The 24,328-nt window shown below is 72.1% G+C and carries 22 protein-coding genes and 3 tRNA genes; 5 read left to right on the top strand and 20 right to left on the bottom strand.

The window, feature by feature from the left end; translation table 11 throughout:
- Positions 1 to 97: 97 nt before the first annotated feature.
- The 9 genes from rpoB to ACFYNO_RS03815 form a co-directional block, all read right to left on the bottom strand.
- The gene (rpoB, locus tag ACFYNO_RS03855; RefSeq protein WP_388004740.1) at positions 98 to 3,574 is read right to left on the bottom strand and encodes a DNA-directed RNA polymerase subunit beta; all 3,477 of its coding nucleotides are present in this window, start codon (positions 3,572 to 3,574) and stop codon (positions 98 to 100) included.
- 586 nt (positions 3,575 to 4,160) lie between these two features.
- Positions 4,161 to 4,544: a 50S ribosomal protein L7/L12 gene (gene rplL, locus ACFYNO_RS03850; protein ID WP_388004737.1), complete on the bottom strand. Its 384-nt coding sequence runs from the start codon at positions 4,542 to 4,544 to the stop codon at positions 4,161 to 4,163.
- Between the two features lie 93 nt (positions 4,545 to 4,637).
- Positions 4,638 to 5,201 carry a 50S ribosomal protein L10 gene (gene rplJ, locus ACFYNO_RS03845; protein WP_388004734.1) on the bottom strand — a complete coding sequence of 188 codons (564 nt, stop codon included), beginning with the start codon at positions 5,199 to 5,201 and terminating at the stop codon, positions 4,638 to 4,640.
- Positions 5,202 to 5,579: 378 nt separating this feature from the next.
- The gene (locus ACFYNO_RS03840; protein WP_388004731.1) at positions 5,580 to 6,449 is read right to left on the bottom strand and encodes a hypothetical protein; all 870 of its coding nucleotides are present in this window, start codon (positions 6,447 to 6,449) and stop codon (positions 5,580 to 5,582) included.
- A 131-nt stretch (positions 6,450 to 6,580) separates the two neighbouring features.
- A complete protein-coding gene (rplA, locus tag ACFYNO_RS03835) occupies positions 6,581 to 7,303 on the bottom strand; it encodes a 50S ribosomal protein L1 (protein ID WP_388004728.1) in 723 nt (240 codons plus the stop codon).
- 70 nt (positions 7,304 to 7,373) lie between these two features.
- Entirely contained in the window at positions 7,374 to 7,808 is a 435-nt protein-coding gene (gene rplK / locus ACFYNO_RS03830) for a 50S ribosomal protein L11 (RefSeq protein WP_388004725.1), read from the bottom strand.
- Between the two features lie 163 nt (positions 7,809 to 7,971).
- A complete protein-coding gene (nusG, locus tag ACFYNO_RS03825; RefSeq protein ID WP_388004722.1) occupies positions 7,972 to 8,868 on the bottom strand; it encodes a transcription termination/antitermination protein NusG in 897 nt (298 codons plus the stop codon).
- A 190-nt stretch (positions 8,869 to 9,058) separates the two neighbouring features.
- The gene (secE, locus tag ACFYNO_RS03820) at positions 9,059 to 9,436 is read right to left on the bottom strand and encodes a preprotein translocase subunit SecE (RefSeq protein ID WP_388004719.1); all 378 of its coding nucleotides are present in this window, start codon (positions 9,434 to 9,436) and stop codon (positions 9,059 to 9,061) included.
- A 111-nt stretch (positions 9,437 to 9,547) separates the two neighbouring features.
- Positions 9,548 to 9,620 (bottom strand) — tRNA-Trp (locus tag ACFYNO_RS03815).
- Between the two features lie 214 nt (positions 9,621 to 9,834).
- Between ACFYNO_RS03815 and ACFYNO_RS03810 the strand changes: the two genes are divergently transcribed.
- The 3 genes from ACFYNO_RS03810 (at position 9,835) to ACFYNO_RS03800 (ending at position 12,411) form a co-directional block, all read left to right on the top strand.
- On the top strand, positions 9,835 to 11,067 hold the full coding sequence (locus ACFYNO_RS03810; RefSeq protein WP_388004716.1) for a pyridoxal phosphate-dependent aminotransferase: 1,233 nt from the start codon (positions 9,835 to 9,837) through the stop codon (positions 11,065 to 11,067).
- 97 nt (positions 11,068 to 11,164) lie between these two features.
- The gene (locus tag ACFYNO_RS03805) at positions 11,165 to 12,190 is read left to right on the top strand and encodes an adenosine deaminase (RefSeq protein ID WP_388004713.1); all 1,026 of its coding nucleotides are present in this window, start codon (positions 11,165 to 11,167) and stop codon (positions 12,188 to 12,190) included.
- 71 nt (positions 12,191 to 12,261) lie between these two features.
- Positions 12,262 to 12,411 carry a hypothetical protein gene (locus ACFYNO_RS03800; protein ID WP_388004710.1) on the top strand — a complete coding sequence of 50 codons (150 nt, stop codon included), beginning with the start codon at positions 12,262 to 12,264 and terminating at the stop codon, positions 12,409 to 12,411.
- Positions 12,412 to 12,427: 16 nt separating this feature from the next.
- On the opposite strand, the gene ACFYNO_RS03795 is transcribed toward ACFYNO_RS03800, so the two are convergent.
- Complete coding sequence (locus tag ACFYNO_RS03795; protein ID WP_388004707.1) at positions 12,428 to 13,471, bottom strand: UDP-N-acetylmuramate dehydrogenase; 1,044 nt, start codon at positions 13,469 to 13,471, stop codon at positions 12,428 to 12,430.
- 59 nt (positions 13,472 to 13,530) lie between these two features.
- Here ACFYNO_RS03795 and ACFYNO_RS03790 point away from each other — a divergent pair, with 59 nt between their 5' ends.
- Positions 13,531 to 14,160: a MerR family transcriptional regulator gene (locus ACFYNO_RS03790; RefSeq protein WP_388004704.1), complete on the top strand. Its 630-nt coding sequence runs from the start codon at positions 13,531 to 13,533 to the stop codon at positions 14,158 to 14,160.
- Positions 14,161 to 14,167: 7 nt separating this feature from the next.
- On the opposite strand, the gene ACFYNO_RS03785 is transcribed toward ACFYNO_RS03790, so the two are convergent.
- The 7 genes from ACFYNO_RS03785 to ACFYNO_RS03755 all read right to left on the bottom strand — a co-directional run bounded on the left by ACFYNO_RS03785 (position 14,168) and on the right by ACFYNO_RS03755 (position 17,656).
- Positions 14,168 to 15,598 carry an MFS transporter gene (locus tag ACFYNO_RS03785; RefSeq protein ID WP_388004701.1) on the bottom strand — a complete coding sequence of 477 codons (1,431 nt, stop codon included), beginning with the start codon at positions 15,596 to 15,598 and terminating at the stop codon, positions 14,168 to 14,170.
- Positions 15,599 to 15,628: 30 nt separating this feature from the next.
- A complete protein-coding gene (locus ACFYNO_RS03780) occupies positions 15,629 to 16,051 on the bottom strand; it encodes a DUF3291 domain-containing protein (protein ID WP_388004698.1) in 423 nt (140 codons plus the stop codon).
- A gap of 128 nt (positions 16,052 to 16,179) precedes the next feature.
- Positions 16,180 to 16,602, bottom strand: a complete 423-nt coding sequence (locus tag ACFYNO_RS03775) for a MaoC family dehydratase (protein ID WP_388005479.1) — start codon at positions 16,600 to 16,602, stop codon at positions 16,180 to 16,182.
- A gap of 5 nt (positions 16,603 to 16,607) precedes the next feature.
- Positions 16,608 to 17,075, bottom strand: coding sequence for a MaoC family dehydratase N-terminal domain-containing protein (locus ACFYNO_RS03770; RefSeq protein WP_388004695.1), 468 nt, complete (start codon positions 17,073 to 17,075; stop codon positions 16,608 to 16,610).
- Between the two features lie 146 nt (positions 17,076 to 17,221).
- On the bottom strand, positions 17,222 to 17,386 hold the full coding sequence (gene rpmG / locus ACFYNO_RS03765; RefSeq protein ID WP_006604855.1) for a 50S ribosomal protein L33: 165 nt from the start codon (positions 17,384 to 17,386) through the stop codon (positions 17,222 to 17,224).
- 84 nt (positions 17,387 to 17,470) lie between these two features.
- Positions 17,471 to 17,543, bottom strand: a tRNA-Met gene (locus tag ACFYNO_RS03760).
- A 40-nt stretch (positions 17,544 to 17,583) separates the two neighbouring features.
- Positions 17,584 to 17,656, bottom strand: a tRNA-Thr gene (locus ACFYNO_RS03755).
- 228 nt (positions 17,657 to 17,884) lie between these two features.
- Between ACFYNO_RS03755 and ACFYNO_RS03750 the strand changes: the two genes are divergently transcribed.
- A complete protein-coding gene (locus tag ACFYNO_RS03750) occupies positions 17,885 to 19,228 on the top strand; it encodes a hydrolase (protein WP_388004692.1) in 1,344 nt (447 codons plus the stop codon).
- Between the two features lie 22 nt (positions 19,229 to 19,250).
- On the opposite strand, the gene ACFYNO_RS03745 is transcribed toward ACFYNO_RS03750, so the two are convergent.
- The 3 genes from ACFYNO_RS03745 to ACFYNO_RS03735 form a co-directional block, all read right to left on the bottom strand.
- The gene (locus ACFYNO_RS03745; RefSeq protein WP_388004689.1) at positions 19,251 to 20,780 is read right to left on the bottom strand and encodes a hypothetical protein; all 1,530 of its coding nucleotides are present in this window, start codon (positions 20,778 to 20,780) and stop codon (positions 19,251 to 19,253) included.
- 167 nt (positions 20,781 to 20,947) lie between these two features.
- On the bottom strand, positions 20,948 to 21,643 hold the full coding sequence (locus ACFYNO_RS03740) for a response regulator (protein WP_388004686.1): 696 nt from the start codon (positions 21,641 to 21,643) through the stop codon (positions 20,948 to 20,950).
- Entirely contained in the window at positions 21,640 to 24,270 is a 2,631-nt protein-coding gene (locus ACFYNO_RS03735) for a DUF4118 domain-containing protein (protein WP_388004683.1), read from the bottom strand. The genes ACFYNO_RS03740 and ACFYNO_RS03735 overlap by 4 nt, the downstream gene beginning before the upstream one ends.
- Positions 24,271 to 24,328: the final 58 nt, after the last annotated feature.

Genomic DNA, 24,328 nt, shown 5'->3' with positions numbered 1-24,328 from the left:
CAAGCCCTCTTTCGTGAATCGAGAGTCTGTCTGTTGGTCTGAGGGGGGCCTGGGGGCTGGGCCGGCTCCCCGGGGAGGGGAGCCGGCCCGGCCTCCGTCAGACCTCTTCGACGCTGCTCGGCTCGCGCCGGGACAGGTCGATGCCGAGCTCCTCGGCGGCGCGGAACACGTCCTCGTCGGAGTCCCGCAGCTCGATGTTGGAGCCGTCCGAGGACAGCACCTCCACATTGAGGCAGAGCGACTGCATTTCCTTGATGAGGACCTTGAAGGACTCGGGAATGCCGGGCTCGGGGATGTTCTCGCCCTTGACGATCGCCTCGTAGACCTTCACGCGGCCCAGGACGTCGTCGGACTTGATGGTGAGCAGCTCCTGCAGCGCGTAGGCCGCGCCGTACGCCTCAAGGGCCCACACCTCCATCTCACCGAAGCGCTGACCACCGAACTGCGCCTTACCACCCAGCGGCTGCTGGGTGATCATCGAGTACGGGCCGGTCGAGCGGGCGTGCAGCTTGTCGTCGACCAGGTGGTGCAGCTTGAGGATGTACATGTAGCCGACCGAGATCGGCATCGGGAACGGCTCGCCGGAGCGGCCGTCGTACAGCCGGGCCTTGCCGGTGGAGTTCACCAGGCGCTCGCCGTCACGGGTGAGCGTGGTGTTGTCCAGCAGACCGGTGATCTCGTCCTCGCGGGCGCCGTCGAAGACCGGGGTGGCGAGGTTGGTGCCGCCCTCGACCGTGTCGGCGCCGATCGCCTGCAGGCGGCGGGCCCACTCGTCGGCCAGGCCGGAGACGTCCCAGCCCTGCTTGGCGAGCCAGCCGAGGTGGATCTCCAGGACCTGTCCCGGGTTCATTCGGGACGGGACACCCAGCGGGTTGAGGATGATGTCGACCGGGGTGCCGTCCTCGAGGAACGGCATGTCCTCGACCGGGAGGATCTTGGAGATGACACCCTTGTTGCCGTGGCGGCCGGCCAGCTTGTCACCGTTGGTGATCTTGCGCTTCTGGGCCACGTAGACCCGGACCAGCTGGTTGACGCCCGGCGGGAGCTCGTCGCCCTCCTCGCGGTCGAACACGCGCACGCCGATGACCTTGCCGGACTCGCCGTGCGGCACCTTCAGCGAGGTGTCGCGGACCTCGCGCGCCTTCTCACCGAAGATCGCGCGGAGCAGGCGCTCCTCCGGGGTCAGCTCGGTCTCGCCCTTCGGGGTGACCTTGCCGACCAGGATGTCGCCGGTGACGACGTCCGCACCGATCCGGATGATGCCGCGCTCGTCGAGGTCGGCGAGGACCTCCTCGGAGACGTTCGGGATGTCCCGGGTGATCTCCTCCGGGCCCAGCTTGGTGTCACGGGCGTCGACCTCGTGCTCCTCGATGTGGATCGAGGAGAGGACGTCGTCCTGCACGAGGCGCTGCGACAGGATGATCGCGTCCTCGTAGTTGTGGCCCTCCCAGGACATGAAGGCGACGAGCAGGTTCTTGCCCAGCGCCATCTCGCCCTCGTCGGTGCACGGGCCGTCGGCCAGCACCTGGCCGGCCTCGACCCGGATGCCCTCGTCCACGAGCACCTTCTGGTTGAAGGCGGTGCCCTGGTTGGAGCGGGTGAACTTGGCGGCGCGGTACGTGTTGTAGGTGCCGTCGTCGTTGGCCACGGTGACGTAGTCGGCCGAGACCTCCTGCACCACACCGGCCTTCTCGGCGGTGATCACGTCGGCGGCGTCGACCGCGCAGCGGTACTCCATGCCGGTGCCGACCAGCGGCGCCTCGCTGCGCAGCAGCGGGACGGCCTGGCGCATCATGTTGGAGCCCATGAGCGCGCGGTTGGCGTCGTCGTGCTCGAGGAACGGGATCATGGCGGTCGCGACCGACACCATCTGGCGCGGCGAGACGTCCATGTAGTCGATCTCGGAGCCCGGGATGTAGTCGATCTCGCCGCCACGGCGGCGGACCAGGACACGCGGCTCGGCGAAGTGCAGGTCATCGGTCAGCGGCGCGTTGGCCTGCGCGATGACGTAGCGGTCCTCCTCGTCGGCGGTGAGGTAGTCCACCTGCTCGGTGACCACACCGTCGACCACCTTGCGGTACGGGGTCTCGATGAAGCCGAAGGCGTTCACCCGGCCGTAGGAGGCGAGCGACCCGATCAGACCGATGTTCGGGCCTTCCGGGGTCTCGATCGGACACATGCGCCCGTAGTGCGAGGGGTGCACGTCACGGACCTCGAAGCCGGCCCGCTCACGGGAGAGACCACCGGGGCCCAGCGCGGACAGACGGCGCTTGTGGGTCAGGCCCGACAGCGGGTTCGTCTGGTCCATGAACTGGGACAGCTGGCTGGTGCCGAAGAACTCCTTGATGGAGGCGACGACCGGCCGGATGTTGATCAGGGTCTGCGGCGTGATCGCCTCGACGTCCTGGGTGGTCATCCGCTCGCGGACGACGCGCTCCATGCGGGCCAGACCGGTGCGCACCTGGTTCTGGATCAGCTCGCCGACGTTGCGCAGGCGGCGGTTGCCGAAGTGGTCGATGTCGTCGACCTCGACCACGATGTCGCGGCCCTCGTCGTCGCGCCACTCGGTCTCGCCGGCGTGCAGCTTCACCAGGTACTTGATGGTGCCGATGATGTCGGGCTCGGTGAGCACACCGGAGTCCAGCGACTCGGCGTTGCCGAGCTTGCGGTTCACCTTGTAGCGGCCGACCTTCGCCAGGTCGTAGCGCTTCGGGTTGAAGTACAGGTTCTCCAGCAGCGTCTGCGCGGCCTCGCGCGTCGGCGGCTCGCCCGGACGCAGCTTGCGGTAGATGTCGAGCAGCGCGTCGTCCTGGCCCTGGGTGTGGTCCTTCTCCAGGGTGGCCCGCATCGACTCGTACTCGCCGAACTCCTCGAGGATCATCTCGTTGGTCCAGCCGAGGGCCTTCAGCAGCACGGTGACCGACTGCTTGCGCTTGCGGTCGATGCGGACACCGACCATGTCGCGCTTGTCGATCTCCATCTCCAGCCAGGCACCGCGGGAGGGGATGATCTTGGCGGAGAAGATGTCCTTGTCCGACACCTTGTCCAGGGTGGAGTCGAAGTAGACGCCCGGGGAGCGGACCAGCTGCGAGACGACGACACGCTCGGTGCCGTTGATCACGAACGTGCCCTTGTGGGTCATGAGCGGGAAGTCGCCCATGAAGACCGTCTGAGACTTGATCTCACCGGTCTCGTTGTTGGTGAACTCGGCCGTGACGAAGAGCGGCGCCGCGAAGGTGAAGTCGCGGTCCTTGCACTCGTCAATGGAGTTCTTCGGCGGCTCGAAACGGTGGTCGCGGAAGGTCAGGGACATCGACCCGCTGAAGTCCTCGATCGGGGAGATCTCCTCGAAGATCTCCTCCAGACCGGACTTGGTGGGGACGTCCAGACCAGACTCCAGCGCCTCCTCGACCCGGGACTTCCAGGCCGCGTTGCCGAGCAGCCAGTCAAAGCTCTCGGTCTGCAGGGCCAGGAGGTTAGGTACCTCGAGGGGCTCCTTGATCTTCGCGAACGAGACGCGGAGCGGGGCGGTGGATGCGGCGGAATTGTTCGAGGCGTTGCGCGGCGCGGCCAAGAGGGGGGTCCTTCCGAGGGCTCGGAGCTCACTACGCGCGTACCGGCCGGGCCTTGCCCAGGGACTCATCCGGAGGAGAAATCCCAGGTCAGGGCAGCGCAGACTCCGGGCGACGAGTCACGGAGCAGCTAACAGGCAGCGCAAAGGGACAGTGTAGCCAATGGCTGCACTGCTGTCCAGTCCTGATTCGGAGACCGAATCGGACACTCCCTCCGTCACATACCGCACCTGCTGCACCGCGCACTGCAGCGGTGCCCAACCTCTCGGGGAGGCAGGCACCGCGACTCACTGTTAGGTGAGTTCCCGCTGCGGGCCCCGGTTATGCATCCGGGGACCACCCAAACTAACGGCCGACCGCCCTCGGGGTGTCGGCGCGCGCCTCGAGAATCGCGCGCCGGTCGCCGTTCGTCAAGGCCCGGCCGAACCGTGGACCTCGGGTTGTTCATCGCCGAACGGCCCTTCGGCGTTACAGCGGTGATCACCCTATCCTCCCCCGCCGACAGTCGGCCGGAGACGCGAACAGGCCGGGCCGGCCACCCCGAAGGGTGGCCGGCCCGGCCTGTCAGAGGCTCGCGAGAGCGTCAGATCACTTGACGGTGACCTTGGCGCCGGCGCCCTCGAGGGCAGCCTTGGCCTTCTCGGCGGTCTCCTTGTTGACCTTCTCCAGGACAACGGCACCGGCGGTGTCGACGAGGTCCTTGGCCTCCTTCAGGCCGAGGGAGGTCAGGGTGCGCACCTCCTTGATGACCTGGATCTTCTTGTCGCCCGGGCCGTCGAGGATGACGTCGAACTCGTCCTGCTCCTCAGCGGCCTCGGCCGGGGCGGCCGGGCCACCGACGGCGGCGACGGCGACCGGCGCGGCGGCGGTGACGTCGAACTTCTCCTCGAACGCCTTAACGAACTCGGAGAGCTCGATGAGGGTGAGCTCCTCGAACTGCGCGAGCAGCTCGTCCTGGGTCAGCTTCGCCATGATGGCGTCCTTCCACTCATTCGGCAGGTGGTGCCGGGATGTACGGGTTGTGGCGGGCGCGGGCCCGCTGCGAGGGCGTCAGCCCGTCGCCGATCACTCGGCGGCGGCGTCCTCGGCGGGAGCCGGCGTACCGGCACCGCCCTGCTCGGCCTTCTTCTCGCGCAGCGCGTCCACGGTGCGGACGAGCTTGGAGGGCAGGGCCTGGAAGAGCGCGGCAGCCTGGGAGGGCTTGGCCTTCAGGGCACCCGCCAGCTTGGCGAGCAGCACCTCGCGGGACTCGAGGTCCGCGAGCTTCTTGATGTCGTCGGCGGTCAGCGCCTTACCGTCGAGAACACCACCCTTGATGATGAGGGCGGGGTTCTCCTTGGCGAAGTCACGCAGAGCCTTGGCCGACTCCACCGGGTCACCGGTGACGAAGGCGACAGCCGTCGGACCGTTGAACTGGTCGTCGAGCTCCGTGATCCCGACCTCATTGGCCGCGATCTTGGTCAGCGTGTTCTTCACCACGGCGTACTGGGCGTTGGCGCCCAGCGAGCGACGCAGGGTCTTGACCTGCTTCACCGTCAGACCGCGGTACTCGGTCAGCACGGCCGCGTTGGAGGACCGGAACTTCTCGGTGATCTCCGCGACGGCAGCAGCCTTGTCAGGCCTGGCCATAGGCTTACGCCTCCTTCCGTGATGTCGAGGTCGGCCGACCTTGGAACAGTCGACCTACGGTGCCTCGGACCACTGGAGCGGAGGGCAGCTCGCCAGGGTATGAGAAGAGCCCCGGTGCACAGGGGGCACGGGGCTCGGTACGACCTCTACGGCTGCGCGACGAATCGCACGGACCGGAAGTCAAAGCTCCAAACACTCCTGCGCGGGCTGCCTGTGCTGGGCACAGGACCTTCGGTCGGACGGCCCGGGGGCGCGTCACGACAACCAGCGGTCTTCGGCAGACGCCAGCCTACGGTCAAGGGGGCGCGAACTCCAAATCCGGTCCGGCCCCCTGCCCCGGGAGGCCCCGGGAGGCCCCGGGAGGGCCCGGGGGCGGGCTCAGCCCTGGGCCAGGCCGAGCAGCTGCAGCGCCGCGCTCTGGTCCGCCAGGTCGCTCGCCGCCGGGGCGGCGACGTCCACGGCGCTGCCCAGGTCGGCGTAGACCGTGCTGACGTCGCCGGTGCCGGTCGGGGCGCCGGCGGAGTTGAGCTCCGACTGGTGCTCCTGGACCAGCTCGCGCTTGGCGTTCAGCCAGAAGTCCAGCTTGACGCTGCCGCCGGCCAGCTGGGCCTGCAGGGCCGAGCGCTGGTCGGCCGTGAGGTTCGACAGGCCGGCCAGCAGGGTGTCGGCCGGCACCGTGCCCTGGTAGTGGTGGGCGCCGCCGACCGCCGCGTCGGTGCCGGCGTCGGTCACCTTGCCGCTCTGCGCGGCGGCGGTCAGCTGGGCCACCGGGTCGAGCATCACCAGCATCGACTGGAAGGTGCCGGACTCGGTGCCGGTGAGCTCCACCCAGTGCTTGCCGCCGGGCAGCGGGCTGGGCTGCGCCGTGGTGCCGAGGTAGACCTGGCCGCCGACCGCCCGGACCGCCAGCGCGGTGCCGTTGGACTGCCGGCGCAGGTCGAGCTTGGGCTGGCCGCCCCAGGCGTAGTGGCCGACGGCGTCGGTGCCGGGCTTGCCGCCGCCGTTGCCGGTGCTGGTGATCTTGGCACTGCCCGCCTTGGCCATCACGGCCGCGGCGGCCAGCAGCTCGGCCTTGGCGCCGCCACCCGGCAGCGCGCCGGCGGGCGCGCCGGCGGCCGGGCTGCCGGCGCCGGACGGCTTGGCGGCCGTGCCGGAGCCGCCGGACGAGCCGGAACTGCCGCAGGCCGCCAGCGCGGTGGCGAGCAGGCCGGTGAGCGCCGCGGTCGCCGCGGTGCGGGTGATCCGCATGTGTCCCCCTGAACTGTCGGTGTCACCCGGGAGGACACCCCCGGCGGACCCGGCGGTTCCCGAACGCGTCAGGGCCCGCCCCCTGGTGGGGGACGGGCCCTGACGGAAGGTCAGTCGGACCTGGCCGCGGATCAGACCGCCGCCGGGTCCTCCTCGACCAGGAGGTTGCGGGTGCGGTTCGGGTCCACCTGGATGCCGGGGCCCATGGTGGTGGAGAACGCGGTCTTCTTGATGTAGCGGCCCTTGGCGGCGGACGGCTTGGCCCGCAGGACCTCGTCGAGCGCGGCGGCGTAGTTCTCGACCAGCTGCTCATCGGTGAAGGAGGTCTTGCCGATGATGAAGTGCAGGTTCGAGTGCTTGTCGACGCGGAACTCGATCTTGCCGCCCTTGATGTCCGTGACGGCCTTGGCCACGTCCGGGGTGACGGTGCCGGTCTTCGGGTTCGGCATCAGGCCACGGGGACCGAGCACGCGGCCGAGGCGGCCGACCTTGCCCATGAGGTCCGGGGTGGCGACGACGGCGTCGAAGTCCAGACGACCCTTGGCCACCTCGTCGATGAGCTCGTCGGAGCCGACGATGTCGGCGCCAGCAGCCTCCGCAGCCGCGGCACGGTCGCCGGTCGCGAAGACCAGGACCCGGGCGGTCTTACCGGTACCGTGCGGCAGGTTGACGGTGCTGCGGACCATCTGGTCGGCCTTGCGCGGGTCGACGCCCAGACGCATGGCAACCTCGACGGTCGCGTCGAACTTGGTGGTGGAGGTCTCCCGGGCGAGGCGGACGGCCTCGAGCGGGCCGTACAGGCGGTCGCGGTCGACCTTGAGGTCCGCGGCCTTGAGGGCCTTGCTGCGCTTCACTGCTTGCTCCTGGATGTATGGAGTCGTGGTGTGGGCCGCGCCGGCCCTACCACTGGGACGAAAAGGGCTGTCAGCCCTCGACGGTGATGCCCATGGACCGGGCGGTACCCGCGATGATCTTCTCCGCGGCGTCCAGGTCGTTGGCGTTCAGGTCGGGGAGCTTGGTGGTGGCGATCTCGCGCACCTGGGCCGAGGTCAGCTTGGCGACCTTGGTCTTGTGCGGCTCGCCGGAGCCCTTCTCGATGCCCGCGGCCTTGAGGATGAGCCGCGCGGCCGGCGGGGTCTTGGTGATGAAGGTGAAGGTGCGGTCCTCGTAGACCGTGATCTCCACCGGCACGACCATGCCGCGCTGCGACTCGGTGGCCGCGTTGTAGGCCTTGCAGAACTCCATGATGTTCACGCCGTGCTGACCCAGCGCGGGGCCGACCGGCGGGGCCGGGTTGGCCGCACCGGCGTTGATCTGGAGCTTGATAAGCCCCGTGACCTTCTTCTTCTTGGGAGGCATGTCTCTCCGGGTCCTTCCTTCGATGGACGTGTGCACGGCTCCGGGGCGACACCCGGGCGAGAGTACACACAGCGGACCAGGCTAACGCGTGCGCGCCGCTGGTCCAAAACGGGTTCGGGGGCGGGGCCTGGGCCCCGCCCCCGAGAAGCTCTGCTCCGAGCCCTCAGTTCTTCTGGATCTGGTCGAAGGAGAGCTCGACCGGGGTCTCCCGGCCGAAGATCTCGACCAGGCCCTTGACCTTCTTGGAGTCGGGGTTGATCTCGTTGATGGTCGCCTGCAGGGTGGCGAACGGACCGTCGGTGACGGTGACCGAGTCGCCGACCTCGAAGTCCAGCACCTGGATCTCGCTCGGCTTGACCGGGGAGGGCTTGCCGGCCTCCTTGGCGGCGGCGCGCTCGACGTCGGGCGCCAGCATCTTGACGACCTCGTCCAGGGTCAGCGGGTACGGGTCGTAGGCGTTGCCCACGAAGCCGGTGACGCCGGGGGTGTTGCGCACCACGCCCCAGGACTCCGGGGTGAGGTCCATCCGGACCAGCACGTAGCCGGGGAGCTTGTTCTGCCGGATGGTCTTGCGGTCGCCGTTCTTGATCTGGACGACCTCCTCCTGCGGCACCTCGGCCTGGAAGATGTACTCCTCGACGTTGAGCGAGACGGCGCGCTGCTCCAGGTTCTGCTTCACCCGGTTCTCGTAGCCCGCGTAGGTGTGGATGACGTACCACTCGCCCGGCATGAACCGCAGCTCCTCGCGGAACTTGGCGACCGGGTCGACGTCCTCCTCCTCGGCCTCCGGCTCCTCGGCCTCGACCTCGGCCTCAGCGGCCTCGGCGGTCTCCGCCTCGAGGGCCTCGTCCTCGCTCACCTCGTGCAGCGCGGCCTCCTCGGCGGGCTCCCCGGCCTCGTCCAGGTCCGCGTCCTCGGCCTCGTCCTCGTAGCTGTCCGCACCGTCGGTGATCTGCTCGGCGTCCTCGACGCCGGCAGCCTCGGCCGCGTCCAGCTCGGCGGCGACCTCATCCGCCTCGCGGACGGTCTCGTCGGCGTCGTACAGGGGGGACTCAGACACGGTGGCGGCTTCTTTCCTGGAGATGTGGAGATGAGTACGGCGGGGGCGACCCGTCAACAGTCAAGCCTCAACAGTACCGACTCAACGGTAGCGGGCCCGGCCGTCGGCCGCCGACAGCACGACCCGGGCGGTCCCCCTGTGGCGAGGGTCCGTCCCGGGTCGGGTGGTGGCACTCAGGAATCCGGTGCGGTCAGCCGAAGATCCAGAAGGTGGCCTTGGCGAAGCCCCAGTCCATGGTGGCGACCAGGGTCATCACGACGGCCACGAAGACCACGACGACGCTGGTGTAGTTCAGCAGCTCACTGCGGGTGGGCCAGACGACCTTGCGCAGTTCGGCGATGATCTGGCGGTAGTACAGCCCGGTGCGGGCGAGGAGGCCGCGCTTGGCGCGCTTGCCGCCGGACTTGGTGCCGTCGCCGCGCTCCCTGTTGGCGCGCTTGCGGTCGCGGCGGGAGAGTTCCTTGCCGTCCTCGACCGCGGTGTCCTCGGCGGCGTCGACGGGCGCCTCATCGGCGGCGTCGCTGTTGCCGCTCTCAGGCGTTGCGGTGGAGCCCGTGGTCTCCGTCACTCGTCCTCACCTGAATCCGGGTCGTTTTGCTGGGCAAAGCGGACTGGGGCCCTCTCCGCATCAAGCCCGCTCGCTCTTGGGGAGCGAACGGGCTGGATTCGGTTCGAGCAGCAGGGCACGAGGGACTCGAACCCCCAACCGCCGGTTTTGGAGACCGGTGCTCTACCAATTGAGCTAGTGCCCTCCGTCGCCTCACGGCGACCGAGTGGCCCCAACCTACCGCATCGGACCGCCTGCGTGGTGGACGCTTCTGGTCTGCTGCGATCGGCTCGGGCCGTCGATCAGTGAGTGTACGGGTTCGGCGGCGTTTGGTCGAACCTCTTCAGCAGGTGGACAGCGCGGGTACGGATCGTGAAACCCGGGGGCAGGGGCTCCGGGGGGTCTGCGACGATGCAGGTATGAGCGCTTCCTCCCCCTCGTCAGCCGCCGGGCGCCGGGTCTCCGCCCGCGTCGGCGCCATCGCCGAGTCCGCCACCCTCGCCGTCGATGCCAAGGCCAAGGCCCTCAAGGCGGCCGGCCGCCCGGTCATCGGGTTCGGCGCCGGCGAGCCGGACTTCCCGACCCCGGACTACATCGTCGAGGCGGCCGTCGCGGCCTGCCGGGACCCGAAGAACCACCGCTACACCCCCGCCGGCGGCCTGCCCGAGCTGAAGGCGGCGATCGCGGCGAAGGCCCTGCGGGACGGCGGCTACCAGGTCGACGCCTCCCAGGTGCTGGTCACCAACGGCGGCAAGCAGGCCATCTACGAGGCCTTCGCGGCGATCCTCGACCCGGGCGACGAGGTCATCGTGCCGGCGCCGTACTGGACCACCTACCCGGAGGCGATCCGGCTGGCCGGCGGCGTGCCGGTCGACGTGGTGGCGGACGAGACCGCGGACTACAAGGTGACGGTGGCCCAGCTGGAGGCGGCCCGCACCGCCGCCACCAAGGTCGTGCTCTTCGTCTCGCCGTCCAACCCCACCGGTTCGGTCTACACCGAGGCCGAGGCCGAGGCGATCGGCCGCTGGGCCGTGGAGCACGGCCTCTGGGTGCTGACCGACGAGATCTACCAGCACCTGGTCTACGGGGACGCCACCTTCACCTCGCTACCGGCCCTGCTGCCCGAGCTGGCCGACAAGTGCATCGTGGTCAACGGCGTGGCGAAGACCTACGCGATGACCGGCTGGCGGGTCGGGTGGATGATCGGCCCCAAGGACGTGGTGGCGGCCGCCGCCAACCTGCAGTCGCACGCCACCTCGAACGTCAGCAACGTGGCCCAGCAGGCCGCGCTGGCCGCGGTCAGCGGCGACCTGTCGGCGGTCGAGGAGATGAAGGCCGCCTTCGACCGGCGCCGGCAGACCATCGTGCGGATGCTCAACGAGATCGAGGGCGTCTACTGCCCCGAGCCGCTGGGCGCCTTCTACGCCTACCCCTCGGTCAAGGGCCTGCTGGGCAAGGAGATCCGCGGCAAGCGCCCGCAGACCTCCGGCGAGCTGGCCGCGCTGATCCTGGACGAGGCCGAGGTGGCCGTCGTGCCGGGCGAGGCCTTCGGTACCCCGGGCTACCTCCGGCTCTCCTACGCGCTGGGCGACGCGGACCTGGCCGAGGGCGTCAGCCGGATGCAGAAGCTGCTCGGCGAGGCCCGGGACTGACCTCCCGTCAGCCCGCCGCGGACCGCCCTGTTCACCCCTTCGGGGGACCTGAACAGGGCGGTTCCCCTTTTGCCGGGGTTTGCGGCAGGATTCGTGAATGGAAGAGCGAGACGTAGCGGCACTGCCGAAGGCCCACCTGCACCTGCACTTCACCGGATCGATGCGCCCCGCCACCCTGCTGGAGCTGGCCGAGAAGCACCGGGTCCGGCTGCCCGAGGCGCTGAGCTCGGGCACTCCCCCGAAGCTGCGGGCCACCGACGAGCGCGGCTGGTTCCGCTTCCAGCGGCTCTACGACACCGCCCGCTCGGTGCTGCGGGACGAGTCCGACATCCGCCGGCTGGTCCGGGAGACCGCCGAGGACGAGGTGGCGGACGGCTCCCGCTGGCTGGAGATCCAGGTCGACCCGACCTCCTACGCGCCCCGGCTGGGCGGGCTGATCCCGACCCTGGAGCTGGTGCTGGACGCGGTGCGGGAGGCCTCGGCCGCCACCGGGGTGGGGATCCGCGTGCTGGTCGCGGCGAACCGGATGAAGTCCGAGATGGACGCCCGCACGCTGGCCCGGCTGGCGGTGCGCTTCGCGGACCAGGGGGTGGTCGGCTTCGGGCTCTCCAACGACGAGCGGCGGGGGCTGGCCCGGGACTTCGACCGGGCCTTCGCGATCGCCCGGCGCGGCGGGCTGCTGGCCGCCCCGCACGGCGGGGAGCTGGCCGGCCCGGACTCGGTCCGGGACTGCCTGGACGACCTGGGGGCCGGCCGGATCGGCCACGGGGTCCGGGCCGCCGAGGATCCCCGGCTGCTCCAGCGGCTGGCGGACCGTCAGGTGACCTGCGAGGTCTGCCCGGCCTCCAACGTGGCGCTCGGGGTCTACGAGCGGGCCGGCGCGGTGCCGCTGCGCACCCTGTTCGAGGCCGGGGTGCCGCTGGCGCTGGGCGCGGACGACCCGCTGCTCTTCGGCTCCCGGCTGGCCGAGCAGTACCGGCTGGCCCGGGAGGTGCACGGCTTCTCCGACCAGGAGCTGGCCGAGCTGGCCCGGCAGTCGGTGCGCGGCTCGCGGGCGCCGGAGGGGGTGCGCAAGGAGCTGCTGGGTGAGATCGACCTCTGGCTGACCGGGGCCGCGGCATGACAGTCTGACGCCCCATGAGCAGTCACCCCAGCCACAGTGGCCACACCAGTCACACGACGCACACGACCCATGTGCACCACACCACGCACCACTACTTCTGGCACTCCACCCGGGCGATCGGCCCGGGCCCGGGCGGCGGGTTCTGGTTCTGGCTGCTGCTGATGGTCCTGGTGGCGGTCCTGGTGGTCCACCTGGTCCGCCGGTCCCGCCGGGCGGGCTGAGCCGGGTGGGGCGGGCTCAGAGCTCGACGCCGACCAGCACCGGCTCGTTGACCAGCTCCACCCCGAAGGCCGCGTGCACCCCGGCCCGGATCTCCCGGGCCAGCGCCAGCAGGTCGGCGGTGGTGGCCCGGCCGCGGTTGGTGAGCGCCAGGGTGTGCTTGGTGGAGAGGGTGGCCGGGCCGCTGCCGTAGCCCTTCTCGAAGCCCGCCTGGTCGATCAGCCAGGCCGCCGAGGTCTTGGTACTGCCGTCCGGGGCGGGGTAGGCGGGGGCCTGCCGGCCGTCCAGCCGGTGCAGGAACGCGCGGTACTGGTCGGGGGTGAGCACCGGGTTGGTGAAGAAGGAGCCGGCCGACCAGGTGTCGTGGTCGGTCTCGTCCAGCACCATGCCCTTGCCGGCCCGCAGCTCCAGCACCGCGCTCCAGGCCGCGGCGACCTCGACCCGCTCGCCCTGCTCGACGCCGTAGTGCCTGGCCACCTCGGCGTAGCGGATCGGGGTGGAGAGGCCCTCGTTGTCCTCCAGCGCGAACCGGACCCGGAGCACCACCCAGCGGTCCGGCTCGGCCTTGAAGCGGCTGTGCCGGTAGGAGAAGCCGCAGTCGGCGTTGGCGAGGGTGACCAGTTCGCCCGCCCGGCGGTCGTAGGCGACCACCTCGGTGATGGTCTGGGCGACCTCCTGGCCGTAGGCGCCGACGTTCTGCACCGGGGTGGCGCCGGCCGAGCCGGGGATGCCGGCCAGGAACTCGATCCCGGCCAGGCCGTGCTCCAGCACCACGGTGGCCACCGCGTCGGCCCAGACCTCGCCCGCGGCCAGCTCCAGCACGGTGCCGTCCAGGGTGTGCCCGGTGGTGGCGATCCGCAGCACGGTGCCGTCGAAGCCCTGGTCGCCGATCACCAGGTTGCTGCCGCCGCCGATCACCAGCAGCGGCTCGCCGACCGCGTCGGCGGCCTGCACCGCGGCGATCACCTCCTGGTCGGTGCGCGCGGTCACCAGCCGGCGGGCCGGGCCGCCGAGCCGCAGGGTGGTGAGCGGGGCGAGGGGCGCGTTCTCGGTCACATGCACCCGACCACGGTATATGGCCGGGCCGCTGACGGCCTGAAACGGAGACGTAGACTATCCATATGCGCATCGGCGAGCTGAGCAAGCGCACCGGGGTGCCGGTGCCGACGATCAAGTACTACCTGCGCGAGGGCCTGCTCCCGGCCGGTGAGCTGACCAGCCACAACCAGGCCCAGTACACCGAGGAGCACCTGCGCCGGCTGCGGCTGATCCGGGCGATGACCGAGGCGGGCAAGCTCTCGGTGGCCGCCGCCCGCGAGGTGCTGCAGGCGGTGGACGCCCCGGAGACCACCCTGCACGAGGCGCTCGGCACCGCCCAGCGCGCCGTCACCCCGCAGGTGGCGCCGGCCGCCACCGCGCACTGGGTGCAGGCCGAGCGGCAGGTGGAGGAGCTGGTCGCCCGGCGGGGCTGGCAGGTCATGCCGGACAGCCCGGCCCGCCCGGCCCTGGTCCAGCTGCTGGTGACCTACCGTGAGCTCGGCCAGGAGGACCTGCTGGTCCTGCTGGAGGACTACGCGGACGCGGCCGGCCGGCTGGCCACCGCCGAGCTGGCGGCGGTGGCCCGGCGCGAGGGCGTGGAGGGCAAGGTGGAGAGCGCCGTGGTGGGCACCGTGCTGGGCGACGCGATCATCGCGGCGCTGCGCCGGCTGGCCCAGGAGGACGCCTCGCACCGGATCTTCGAGGGCGGCTGACGGCCGCTCAGGGAGCGGCCGCCGCCGGCTCGGCGGCCGGCCGCGCGCCGGGGGCGTCCGCCGGCCGCGGGGCGCGCGGGATGAAGAGCGCGCAGACCGCGCCGAGCAGCACCACGGCGGTGCCGGTCCAGACCGCCGGGTGCAGCCCCCGGACGAACTCGGCCGGCCCGGCGGTGCTGCCGTGCGCCAGGAAGACGCTGCTCAGCACCGCGATGCCGAGCGCCCCGCCGATCTCCCGGACCGTGGTGTTGGCGCCGGAGGCCGCGCCCCGGTGCTCCGGGCCGACCGCGCCCAGCACCACGGCGGCGGTCGGCGCGATCGCGAAGCCCATCCCGGTGCCGGCCAGCAGCATCGCGCCGACCAGGCGCGAGTACGGCGTGTCGGCGGTGGCGGCCAGGTTCAGCCAGGCCAGCCCGGCGGCCTGCAGGAAGAGCCCGAGCGCCATCAGCCGCCCGCCGCCCACCCGGTCGGTGAGCGCCCCGGCCAGCGGCGCGATCACCATCGGCATCAGGGTCCAGGCCAGGGTGAGCAGCCCGGCCTGCAGCGGGGTGCGGAAGGGCGCGATCTGCAGGTACTGGGCGAGGAAGAAGATCGAGCCGAACACCCCGAAGTACATCGCGGCCGAGACCGCGTTGGTCAGGGTGAAGGCCCGGATCCGGTAGAGGCCGAGCGGCAGCACCGGGTGCGCCGCCCGGCGCTCCCAGCCGGCGAAGAGCGCCAGCAGCAGCGCGGCGGCGGCGAAGGCGGCCAGGATCCCCGGGCTGGTCCAGCCGTCGGTGCCGCCGTTGACGATGCCCCAGACCAGGGCGAGCAGTCCGGCGGCGGCCAGCACCATGCCGGTGAGGTCCAGGCCGGCCCGGCTCCCCCGGCTCTCGTCCAGGGCCCGGAACACCAGCGGCACGGCCAGCAGGCCGACCGGCACGTTGATCCAGAAGATCCACTGCCAGGCCAGGCCGTCCACCACCGCGCCGCCGACCACCGGGCCGAGGGCGATGGCCAGCCCGCTGACCGCGCCCCAGAGGCCGAGCGCCAGGCTGCGCACCTTCTCCGGCGCGGCGTGCGAGAGCAGGGTGAGCGAGAGCGGCATCACGGCGGCCGCGCCGAAGCCCTGCACGGTGCGGGCCGCGATCAGCCCGGTGCTGGTGTGGGCCAGGCCGCAGGCGGCGGAGGCCAGGGTGAAGACCGCGATGCCGAGGGCGAAGACCCGGCGCCGGCCGAACCGGTCGCCGAGCGCCGCGCCGGTCAGCAGCAGGCAGGAGAAGGAGAGGACGTAGGCGTTGACGAACCACTGCAGGTCCTGGGTGCCGGCCCTGAGGTCGACGGCCAGGGTGCGCAGCGCGGTGGAGACCACCAGGTTGTCCAGCGCCACCATGAACATCGGGAGGCCGCAGGCGGTGATCGACAACAAGAGCGGGACCTTGCGGTCGGATATCGGCATGGGGCTCTCGCAATCCGTGCTGGCGGCCGGTCAGGCGGTCTCGGTGGCGGCCCGGTCGGCCCGCTGCTGCTCGGCGAGCCGGCGCCGGGCCTCGGCCCAGTCGATCGGCAGCCGGTCGACCGGGGCCTCCCAGTAGGTGAAGACCGACTCCTTCATGGCCGGCCGCATCGCCCTCATCACACCGCGGTGCGGCTCGGCGGCGGCGTAGGCCTGGAGCTCGGCCCGGCCCTCCCAGGCGGAGAGGGTCCAGAAGGTGCGCTTGAGCGGCTCGGCGACCAGCGAGGCGCCGAGCGCGCCGGGCGCGGTGCGCACCTGCTTCCAGGCGCGCAGCGAGGCGAGGAAGAACCCGGGCACCTGGGCGAGCGAGCGGACCTCGAAGCGGGAGGCCATCACCAGCGCCCGGTCGGTGCCGGGCCGGGGCGGGTTGGGGGTGGTCCAGGGGAGCGTGGGCATGGCATTGCCTTCGACTCGGATAGTGGAACCTGTCACTATCCATAATAGCGCCGCCGGGACTGTGACGCACGAAACGCGGAAGCGCCGCCCCCGGAGAGTCCGGGGACGGCGCTTCACGGGCCGGGCGGTCAGCCGAGCTGGACCACCGCGCGGGACATCCCGAGCACCTTCTGCCCGCCGCTGGTGGCGACCAGGTCCACCTGCACCCGGTTGCCCTCCAGCAGCTTGGCCACCTTGCCGGTGACCTCCACCACAGCGCCCTGGTCGTCGTTGGGCACCACCACGGGACGGCTGAACCGCACGCCGTACTCCACCACCCGGCCGGGGTCGCCGATCCAGTCGGTGACCACGCGGATCGCCTGGGCCATGGTGAACATGCCGTGCGCGATCACGTCCGGCAGGCCGACCGCCAGGGCGAACTTCTCGTTCCAGTGGATCGGGTTGAAGTCGCCGGAGGCACCCGCGTAGCGGACCAGTGCCGCGCGGTCCACCGGGAACGACTGGGCCGGCAGCTCGGTGCCGACCTCGACCTCGTCGAAGCTGATCGCCATCGGGGTCACGCGCCCTTCGTCTCGTCCGCGGCGGCCGCCCGGGCGACCAGGGTCATGGTGGCGTTCACCAGGTGTTCGCCGCTCTCCTCGACCAGCTCCGCCGTGACGGTCAGCACATCGTTGCCGGCCAGCGACTTGATGTTGTCGATGGTCAGCCCGACCCGCACCCGGTCGCCGGCCCGCAGCGGACGGGAGTAGGCGAACTTCTGATCCCCGTGCACCACCCGGCTGAAGTCCAGGCCCAGCTCCGGGTCCTCGATCACCTGGTCGGCGGCCGGCATGGAGAGCACCACCGGGAAGGTCGGCGGCGCGATCACGTCCGGGTGGCCGAGCGCCTTGGCCGCCTCCGGGTCGAGGTAGGCCGGGTTCAGGTCACGCACGGCCACCGCGAACTCGCGGATCTTCTCCCGGCTCACCTGGTACGGCTCGGTGGGCGGGTAGGTCCGCCCGATGAACGAGGGGTCAAGTGCCATGGAACTGCTCCTCAGTTGTCCGGGAGTCTCATATCCGGGAACTCAGTCATACCAGTACGAAAAAGACTTCAGGCCGCATCCCGAATCGGGATGCGGCCTGAAGTCAAGACCTGTCACGGCCAGGCCCGATGACTCCTCGAAAGGGGTCAGCGGGTCTCGCGGTGCGCGGTGTGCGAGTTGCAGCGAGGGCAGTGCTTCTTCATCTCAAGACGGTCCGGGTCGTTACGCCGGTTCTTCTTGGTGATGTAGTTCCGCTCCTTGCACTCCACGCAAGCCAGCGTGATCTTCGGGCGGACATCGGTGGCAGCCACGGGAGTGCCTTCCTTGGACAACGGGGTGATGACACAACAAGAGTAGCCGATCGGGGTTTTGTTCTCCCGACCGACTACGCGGGGTAGCGGTGACCGGACTTGAACCGGTGACACAGCGATTATGAGCCGCTTGCTCTACCAACTGAGCTACACCGCCTTGATGGAAGATCACCACCGAAGTGGATCTCCTCCATCAGAGCCCCCATGCGGAATCGAACCGCAGACCTTCTCCTTACCATGGAGACGCTCTACCGACTGAGCTATAGGGGCGAACCGGTTGAACGAGGAAGAGATTACACGGTTCCCGCCCCAAGGTGAAATCCGTATCCCGACGGCAGGATCCCAGGTCGGCGGCGTCGCACGGACGGCCTCCCGGCACATCGGTGTTCGAACGGCGGCCGACCGGTTCCGCCCGCCGCTCAGCGCGAGTCTGCACGGTCGGCGGCCCGCCGGCGCCTAGGCTCGACCGCCAGTGATCTTCAGGGAGGAGCTCCGCCGATGAGCCCGGACGCCGCACCCCCCGACGACGACCCTCAGCCGGACCGGACCGGCTCCGGCGCGCAGGGCGGCGGCAACCCGCTGGGCCACGGGCCGGTGCTGCTGCTGGCCGGCGCCCGGCTGGTGGACGGGCGGCTGGTGGACGTGCGGATCAGCGGCGACCGGATCCAGGCCGTCGGCACCGCCGGCGGGCTCGGCCCGCTGCCCGCATCCGCCCTGCCGGCCGGCGCGGGCACCGACACCGGCACCGGCCCGGTGGTGGCGGCCGGCGCCCGGATCGACCTGACCGGCTACCTGCTGCTGCCGGCGCCCGCCGAGCCGCACGCCCACCACGACACCGCCTTCACCGGCGCCTCCCCGCCGCCCGCGGGCGCGGGCGGCACCTCGGGCGGCACCGAGGAGCCCGGCGCCACGGTCCGCCGGGTCACCGAGGCCGCCCTCACCTCGCTCGGCTACGGCGCCACCGCCCAGCGCACCCACGTGCGGATCGGCGACGTGCACGGGCTGCGCCGGCTGGAGGCGGTGCTCACCGCCCGGCAGGCGTTGCGCGGACTGGCCGAGCTGCAGGCGGTGGCGGTGCCCCGGCTGCTCACCGGCACGGCGGGGGCGGACGGGCGGGACCGGCTGCGCGAGGCGCTGCGGCTGGGCGCCGACGCGATCGGCGGCTGCCCGGAGCTGGACCCGGACCCGGTCGGCTTCGTGCGGCTGGTGGCCGAGCTGGCCGCCGAGTTCGACTGCCCGGTCGACCTGCACCTGGCCGGCGGCGATCCGGCGCTGCTGGCCCGGCTGACCGCGCCGCTGGGCCCGCTGCGCCCCCGGGTGGCGCTCGGGCCCTGCCACCAGCTGCCGCCGGGCGGCGGAGCGGCGCTGCGGGCGGCGGGCGCCCGGGTGGTCTGCCTGCCGCAGAACGGCGGCTGCGGCGGTCTGGACGGCCCGCCGACCGGCTTCGGCCCCGCCGTGCTGCGGGAGCTGATCGACCATCAGCTGCCGGTGGCGGCGGGCAGCGGCGCGCTGCGGGACGCGGCCAACCCGGTGGGCCGGGCCGATCCGCTGGAGGCCGCCTACCTGCTGGCGGCGGGCGGGGTGCTCAGCCCGGAGGCCGCCTACGACTCGGTCAGCGGGCAGGCCCGGCTGCTGATGGGGCTGGTCCCGGTCCGGGTGGACGCCGGGTACCCGGCCGAGCTGCTGGCGGTGCGCGGCGACAGCCTGGCCGGGGCGCTGGCCGGCGGGCACAGCCGGCTGGTGGTGCACAGCGGCCGGGTGGTCTCCCGGACCAGCGCGGTCCGGGAGTTCGCCGACACGGTGGCGCTGGCGCTGCCCCGGCAGGCCGGGCACCCGCACTGACGGGCGGTCGGGTGACGGCGGCTCAGCGGTACTCGCGCAGCCGGGGCCGGACCGCCAGCACGGTGAGCGCCAGCGCGGCGGCGGCCAGCGCCCCGAGCCCGGCGGCGGCCCCGGCGCCGAGGTCCGCGTCGCTGTCCGCGACGGCCCGGTCGAAGGCCGACTGGTTGATCGCGATCACCTGGTCGAAGTCCTCGCTGAGCTGGTTGAAGTCGCCGTCCGACTGGCCGCGCCCGGTGCCGGTGTCGAAGGCGATCGCCTCGCCGAGCCGGCCCTGGCCCTGCAGGGTGCGGATGGTGGTGTCGTCGGACTGGTAGGTGCGGTAGTCCTCCAGCACCCGGTCGGCGGCCTGCTGCTCGCCGGGGAAGGTGATGTTGCGCAGCTCGTCGCCGAGGAAGCCGTGGAACGGGACGGTGGCGGCGCTGCCCCGGTGCTCGGCGGTGGCCTGGTTGAGCGCGGGCAGGTACCGGGGGTAGGCGGTGACGGCGTCGAAGCCGGCGATCTGCTGGCTCTTGGTCAGGAAGGCCTGCTGGTACTGCTCGGCCCGGGTCGGGTCGACCAGCCAGCGGCTCTCGTCCGCGTTGGAGTCGTAGGCCACGGCGCGGGCCCGGCCGAGCGCGATCACCGAGTCGTAGGCGTTCGCCTTGGCGGTGTGCAGCTGGCCGTCGGCCGCGGCGGCCGCCCCCAGGCCCCAGACCAGCGCGGCGGCGGTGAGCGCGCCGCCCAGCAGCAGCGGCGGGGAGAGCAGCCGGCGGTAGCGGACGGCCAGGGTGCGCTGCAGCGCGGCCAGCAGGGCGAGCGCCAGCAGGCCGGCGGCCAGCACCTCCCAGTAGCCGGCCGAGAGGGCCGACCGCTCGTCGCCGTAGCGGTGGTCCACGGTGGCGGCGTTGTTGGCGGCCACCGTGTCGGCACCCGGCAGCAGAGTGGCCCGCAGCAGGTCGGTGGCCTGCCGGTAGCTGGCCAGGGCGTCCGCCGGCGGCTGGCCGGGGGCCGCGTGCGCGGCGTTCTCCTGGTCCTCCAGCTGGGCCACCAGCGCCTCGTAGCGGCCGAGTCCGTCCAGCTCGTCCTGGGCGGCCCGGCGGGCGCCGGCCGCGCCGCCGACCGATTCGGCGGCCTGCTCCAGGTCGGCGTCGGCCTGCTTGCGGCGCTGCTCGTAGGCGGCCAGCACGGCAGGGCGCTGGGCGGCGTACCTGCCGTCCGAGCCGAGCAGCAGCAGGTTGGCCGCCTGGGCGTCCATGTCGCTGAGCGCGAAGTACAGGTCGGCGGCCCGCACGGCCTGCGGGGCGGCCCGGTGGCCGATCTCGTCGGCGGCGTCCCGGGCGCCGGTCAGCACGCTCGCGGTGACCCCGGCGAAGGCGAGCAGGGCGGCCAGCGCCAGGGCGGTGAGCGCCCGGACCCGGCGCGGGGTGGTCCAGTGGGCGGCGCCGCGCAGCCGTGCCGGGCGGCCGGCGGGCCGTGGGACGCGCGGCGAAGCCGAGCCCTGCGCGGTACCCGGATCCGTCCCCCACGACGGATCCTCCCCCGGTACGGTCGCCGTTCTCTCTTCGACTGCCATCGCCGCGCGTCCTCCCCCGTTCGCGGCCCGGCTCCGCTTCCCGTCCGGAGCCGCTGCCGCAGGGCTCGAACGTAGACCTGCGCCGATCGGTGATCGGCCCTCTTGACGCCCCCTTGGCGCCGCTGAGCACGGTCTTGACGGTTCGTTGACGCCGGGCCGGCGCGGGGTCAGGGCTCGTAGCGGTAGCCGATCCCCGGCTCGGTGATCAGGTGCCGCGGGCGGGCCGGGTCGCGCTCCAGCTTGCGGCGCAGTCCGGCCAGGTAGACCCGCAGGTAGTTGCCGCGCTCCTCGTGGCCGGGGCCCCAGACGGCGCGCAGGATCTGCGGCCCCGGCAGCAGCCGGCCGGGGCTGGCCAGCAGCATGGTGAGGATCTTCCACTCGGTCGGGGTGAGCCGCAGCTGGGCGGGGCCGGCCGCGCCGGGGCCGGCTGCCCGGGTGACCGTGCCGGCCGTCAGGTCCACCACGTGGTCGCCGATCACCGCCTGGGCGATCGGGAGGCTGGCCCCGGGCCGGCGCAGCACCGCGCGCAGCCGGGCGAACAGCTCGTCCATCAGGAACGGCTTGGTGACGTAGTCGTCGGCGCCGGCGTCCAGCGCCTGGATCTTGTCGTCGGCGCCGCTGCGGCCGGAGAGCACGATGATCGGCACCTGGCCGCGGTCCCGCAGCCGGTGGATCACCTGCACCCCGTCCAGGTCCGGCAGGCCGAGGTCGAGCAGCACGGCGTCCGGCCGACTGCGGTCGGCGGCGTCCAGCGCGGCGGCCGCGGTGTCGGCGGTGGCCACCTGGTACTGACGGGCCCTCAGGTTGATCCGCAGTGCGCGCAGCAGCTGCGGCTCGTCGTCCACGATGAGGATCTGGCTCACCGGACGTCCTCCGACTCCTGCGGCGCCGCGGGCAGGGTGAGCAGCATGGTGGTGCCGCCGCCGGGGGTGTCCTCCACCTCCAGGGTGCCGCCCATGGCCTCCGCCAGGCCGCGGGAGAGGGCCAGGCCCAGGCCCACCCCGGTGGTGTTGTCGGTGTCGCCGAGCCGCTGGAAGGGCAGGAAGACCCGCTCCCGGTCTGCGGTCGGGATGCCCGGGCCGCGGTCGGCGATCCGGATCTGCACCAGCCGGGCGGGCGGGCCGCCGGGCTCGGGCCGGGGGTAGGCGCTCGCGCTGACCAGCACCGGGGCGCCGGGGGCGTTGTGCCGCAGCGCATTGGTGATCACGTTGGCCAGTACCCGCTCCAGCAGCGGCGGGTCGGCCAGCACAGGCGGGGCGGTCTCCAGGTCCAGCGGCTGCACCGGGGCGTCCGTCCAGGAGGGGCGGCGCGGAGCGTCTGCGTCGGGGGCGGTGGCGGATGGCGGAGGGGAGAGCGAGTCGAGCGCGCGGGGCAGCACCTCGTCCAGGTGGACCGCGGCCAGGTGCAGGGTGAGCGCGCCGGCCTGCAGCCGGCTCATGTCCAGCAGGTTGTCCACCAGCCTGGTCAGCTTGAGCAGCGACTCGTCGGCGGTGGCCAGCAGTTCGGAGACGTCCTCCGGGGAGAACTCGACGTCCGGGCTGCGCAGCGAGCCGACCGAGGCCAGCGCGGCCGCCAGCGGGGTGCGCAGGTCGTGGCTGACCGCGGCGAGCAGCGCGGTGCGCATCTTGTCGGCGGCCTTGATCGGCTCCACCTCGGCGGCCACCGCGGCCAGCCGGTCGCGCTCCAGGGCGGCCGCCACATGGGCGGCGAAGGCGGTCAGCATCCGCTGCTGGTCGGCGGGCAGCCGGCGGCCGGTGAGGATCAGCAGCGCGTCGGCGCCCACCGGCACCTCGGTGGTCTCGGCCTCGGCGGCGGGCGGGCCGGAGGCGTCGCTGCGGGCCAGCACCTCGCGCTGCTCCCGGGAGAGCAGGGCGACCGAGTCCAGGCCGAAGGCGTTGCGGGAGTGCTCCAGCAGGATGGGGATGGCCGAGGCGTCGTTCTCCCGGCTGCGCAGCACGGTGCCGGCCAGGGTGGAGAGGGTCTCGGCCTCGGCGGTGGCCCGGGCGGCCCGCCCGGTCTGCCGGGAGGCCCGGTCCACCACGGTGGAGACGGTCAGCGCGACCACCGCGAAGACCACCAGCGCGATCACGTTGTTGGGCTCGCCGATGGTGAAGGTGTGCACCGGCGGGATGAAGTAGTAGTTCAGCAGCAGCGAGGCGATCAGCGAGGCGACCAGCGCGGAGGCGGCCCCGCCGAGCAGCGCCACGGCGACCACGCCGAGCTGGAAGAGCAGCGCGTCGGTGGTCAGGTTGAGCGAGTGGTGCAGGGTGGAGAGCAGCGCCGTCAGGGCGAACGGCAGGGCCAGCCCGGCGGCGAAGCCGGCCACGGTGCGCCGCGGGGAGTAGCGCCGGCCGAGCGAGGGCAGCAGCCGGCCACGGCCGGTGAACTCGTGGGTCACCATGTGGACGTCGATGTCCTCGGAGGCGTCCACGGTGGTCTCGCCGATGCCCGGGCCGGTGAGGAAGCGGGCGGTGCGGCCGCGCCGGCTGGTGCCGAGCACCAGCTGGGTGGCGTCGTTGGCCCGGGCGAAGCCGAGCAGCGCGGTCGGGATGTGGTCGCCGACCACCACGTGGTAGCTGCCGCCGAGCGACTCCACCAGCCGGCGCTGGTTGGCCAGCGCGGCCGGGGAGGCGCCGGCCAGGCCGTCGCTGCGGGTGACGTGCACCGCGAGCAGCTGGCCGGCGGCGGTGCGGTCGGCGATCCGGGCGGCGCGGCGGATCAGCGTCTCGCCCTCGGGGCCGCCGGTGAGGGCGACCACCACCCGCTCGCGGGTCTCCCAGACCCGGTCGATGTTGTGCTCGGCCCGGTAGTCGCGCAGCCCCTCGTCGACCCGGCCGGCCACCCAGAGCAGGGCCAGTTCGCGCAGGGCGGTCAGATTGCCGACCCGGAAGTAGTTGGTGAGCGCGGCGTCCACCTTCTCGGCCTTGTAGACGTTGCCGTGGGCCATCCGCCGGCGCAGTGCCTGCGGGGCCATGTCGACGAGTTCGATCTGGTCGGCCCGGCGGACCACCTCGTCCGGCACGGTCTCCCGCTGCGGCGTTCCGGTGATCTTCTGGACCACGTCGTTGAGACTCTCCAGGTGCTGGATGTTGACCGTGGTGATCACGTCCAGTCCGGCGGCCAGCAACTCCTCGACGTCCTCCCAGCGTTTGGCGTGCCGCCCGCCGGGGATGTTGCTGTGCGCGAGTTCGTCCACCAGCACCACGGCGGGGCGGCGGGCCAGGATGGCGTCCAGGTCCATCTCGCTGAACTCGGTTCCCCGGTAGGTGCGTCGCACCCGGGGCATGACGTCCAGGCCGGCCAGCATGCCCTCGGTGTGCCTGCGGCCGTGGCACTCGATGTAGCCCACCACGACATCGGCACCGCGCTCCTGTCTGCGCCGGGCCTCGTCCAGCATCCGGTACGTCTTGCCGACGCCCGGCGCCGAGCCGAGGTACACCCGCAGCCGTCCGCGCCTGGGCGGTGCGGTCGCGGCGAGGTCGCGTGCCATGGGGACTTCCTCACTCCTCTGGTGGGTTCCTCTGGGCGGGCTGGAGACGTGACGGGAC

Origin of the sequence: Kitasatospora sp. NPDC006697 (assembly GCF_042869935.1) — a bacterium.
Taxonomy (GTDB): Bacteria; Actinomycetota; Actinomycetes; order Streptomycetales; family Streptomycetaceae; genus Kitasatospora.
Note: the sequence above shows the minus strand (reverse complement) of the source record. Positions and strands in the feature narration are given on the sequence as shown.

What these genes read in the sequence shown, in the direction of transcription:
- rplL (WP_388004737.1), bottom strand. Translation starts at nt 4,544, where the DNA reads ATGGCGAAGCTGACCCAGGACGAGCTGCTCGCGCAGTTCGAGGAGCTC.
- rplJ (WP_388004734.1), bottom strand. Translation starts at nt 5,201, where the DNA reads ATGGCCAGGCCTGACAAGGCTGCTGCCGTCGCGGAGATCACCGAGAAG.
- ACFYNO_RS03840 (WP_388004731.1), bottom strand. Translation starts at nt 6,449, where the DNA reads ATGCGGATCACCCGCACCGCGGCGACCGCGGCGCTCACCGGCCTGCTC.
- rplK (WP_388004725.1), bottom strand. Translation starts at nt 7,808, where the DNA reads ATGCCTCCCAAGAAGAAGAAGGTCACGGGGCTTATCAAGCTCCAGATC.
- ACFYNO_RS03810 (WP_388004716.1), top strand. Translation starts at nt 9,835, where the DNA reads ATGAGCGCTTCCTCCCCCTCGTCAGCCGCCGGGCGCCGGGTCTCCGCC.
- ACFYNO_RS03805 (WP_388004713.1), top strand. Translation starts at nt 11,165, where the DNA reads ATGGAAGAGCGAGACGTAGCGGCACTGCCGAAGGCCCACCTGCACCTG.
- ACFYNO_RS03790 (WP_388004704.1), top strand. Translation starts at nt 13,531, where the DNA reads ATGCGCATCGGCGAGCTGAGCAAGCGCACCGGGGTGCCGGTGCCGACG.
- ACFYNO_RS03785 (WP_388004701.1), bottom strand. Translation starts at nt 15,598, where the DNA reads ATGCCGATATCCGACCGCAAGGTCCCGCTCTTGTTGTCGATCACCGCC.
- ACFYNO_RS03780 (WP_388004698.1), bottom strand. Translation starts at nt 16,051, where the DNA reads ATGCCCACGCTCCCCTGGACCACCCCCAACCCGCCCCGGCCCGGCACC.
- ACFYNO_RS03775 (WP_388005479.1), bottom strand. Translation starts at nt 16,602, where the DNA reads ATGGCGATCAGCTTCGACGAGGTCGAGGTCGGCACCGAGCTGCCGGCC.
- ACFYNO_RS03770 (WP_388004695.1), bottom strand. Translation starts at nt 17,075, where the DNA reads ATGGCACTTGACCCCTCGTTCATCGGGCGGACCTACCCGCCCACCGAG.
- ACFYNO_RS03750 (WP_388004692.1), top strand. Translation starts at nt 17,885, where the DNA reads ATGAGCCCGGACGCCGCACCCCCCGACGACGACCCTCAGCCGGACCGG.
- ACFYNO_RS03745 (WP_388004689.1), bottom strand. Translation starts at nt 20,780, where the DNA reads ATGGCAGTCGAAGAGAGAACGGCGACCGTACCGGGGGAGGATCCGTCG.
- ACFYNO_RS03735 (WP_388004683.1), bottom strand. Translation starts at nt 24,270, where the DNA reads ATGGCACGCGACCTCGCCGCGACCGCACCGCCCAGGCGCGGACGGCTG.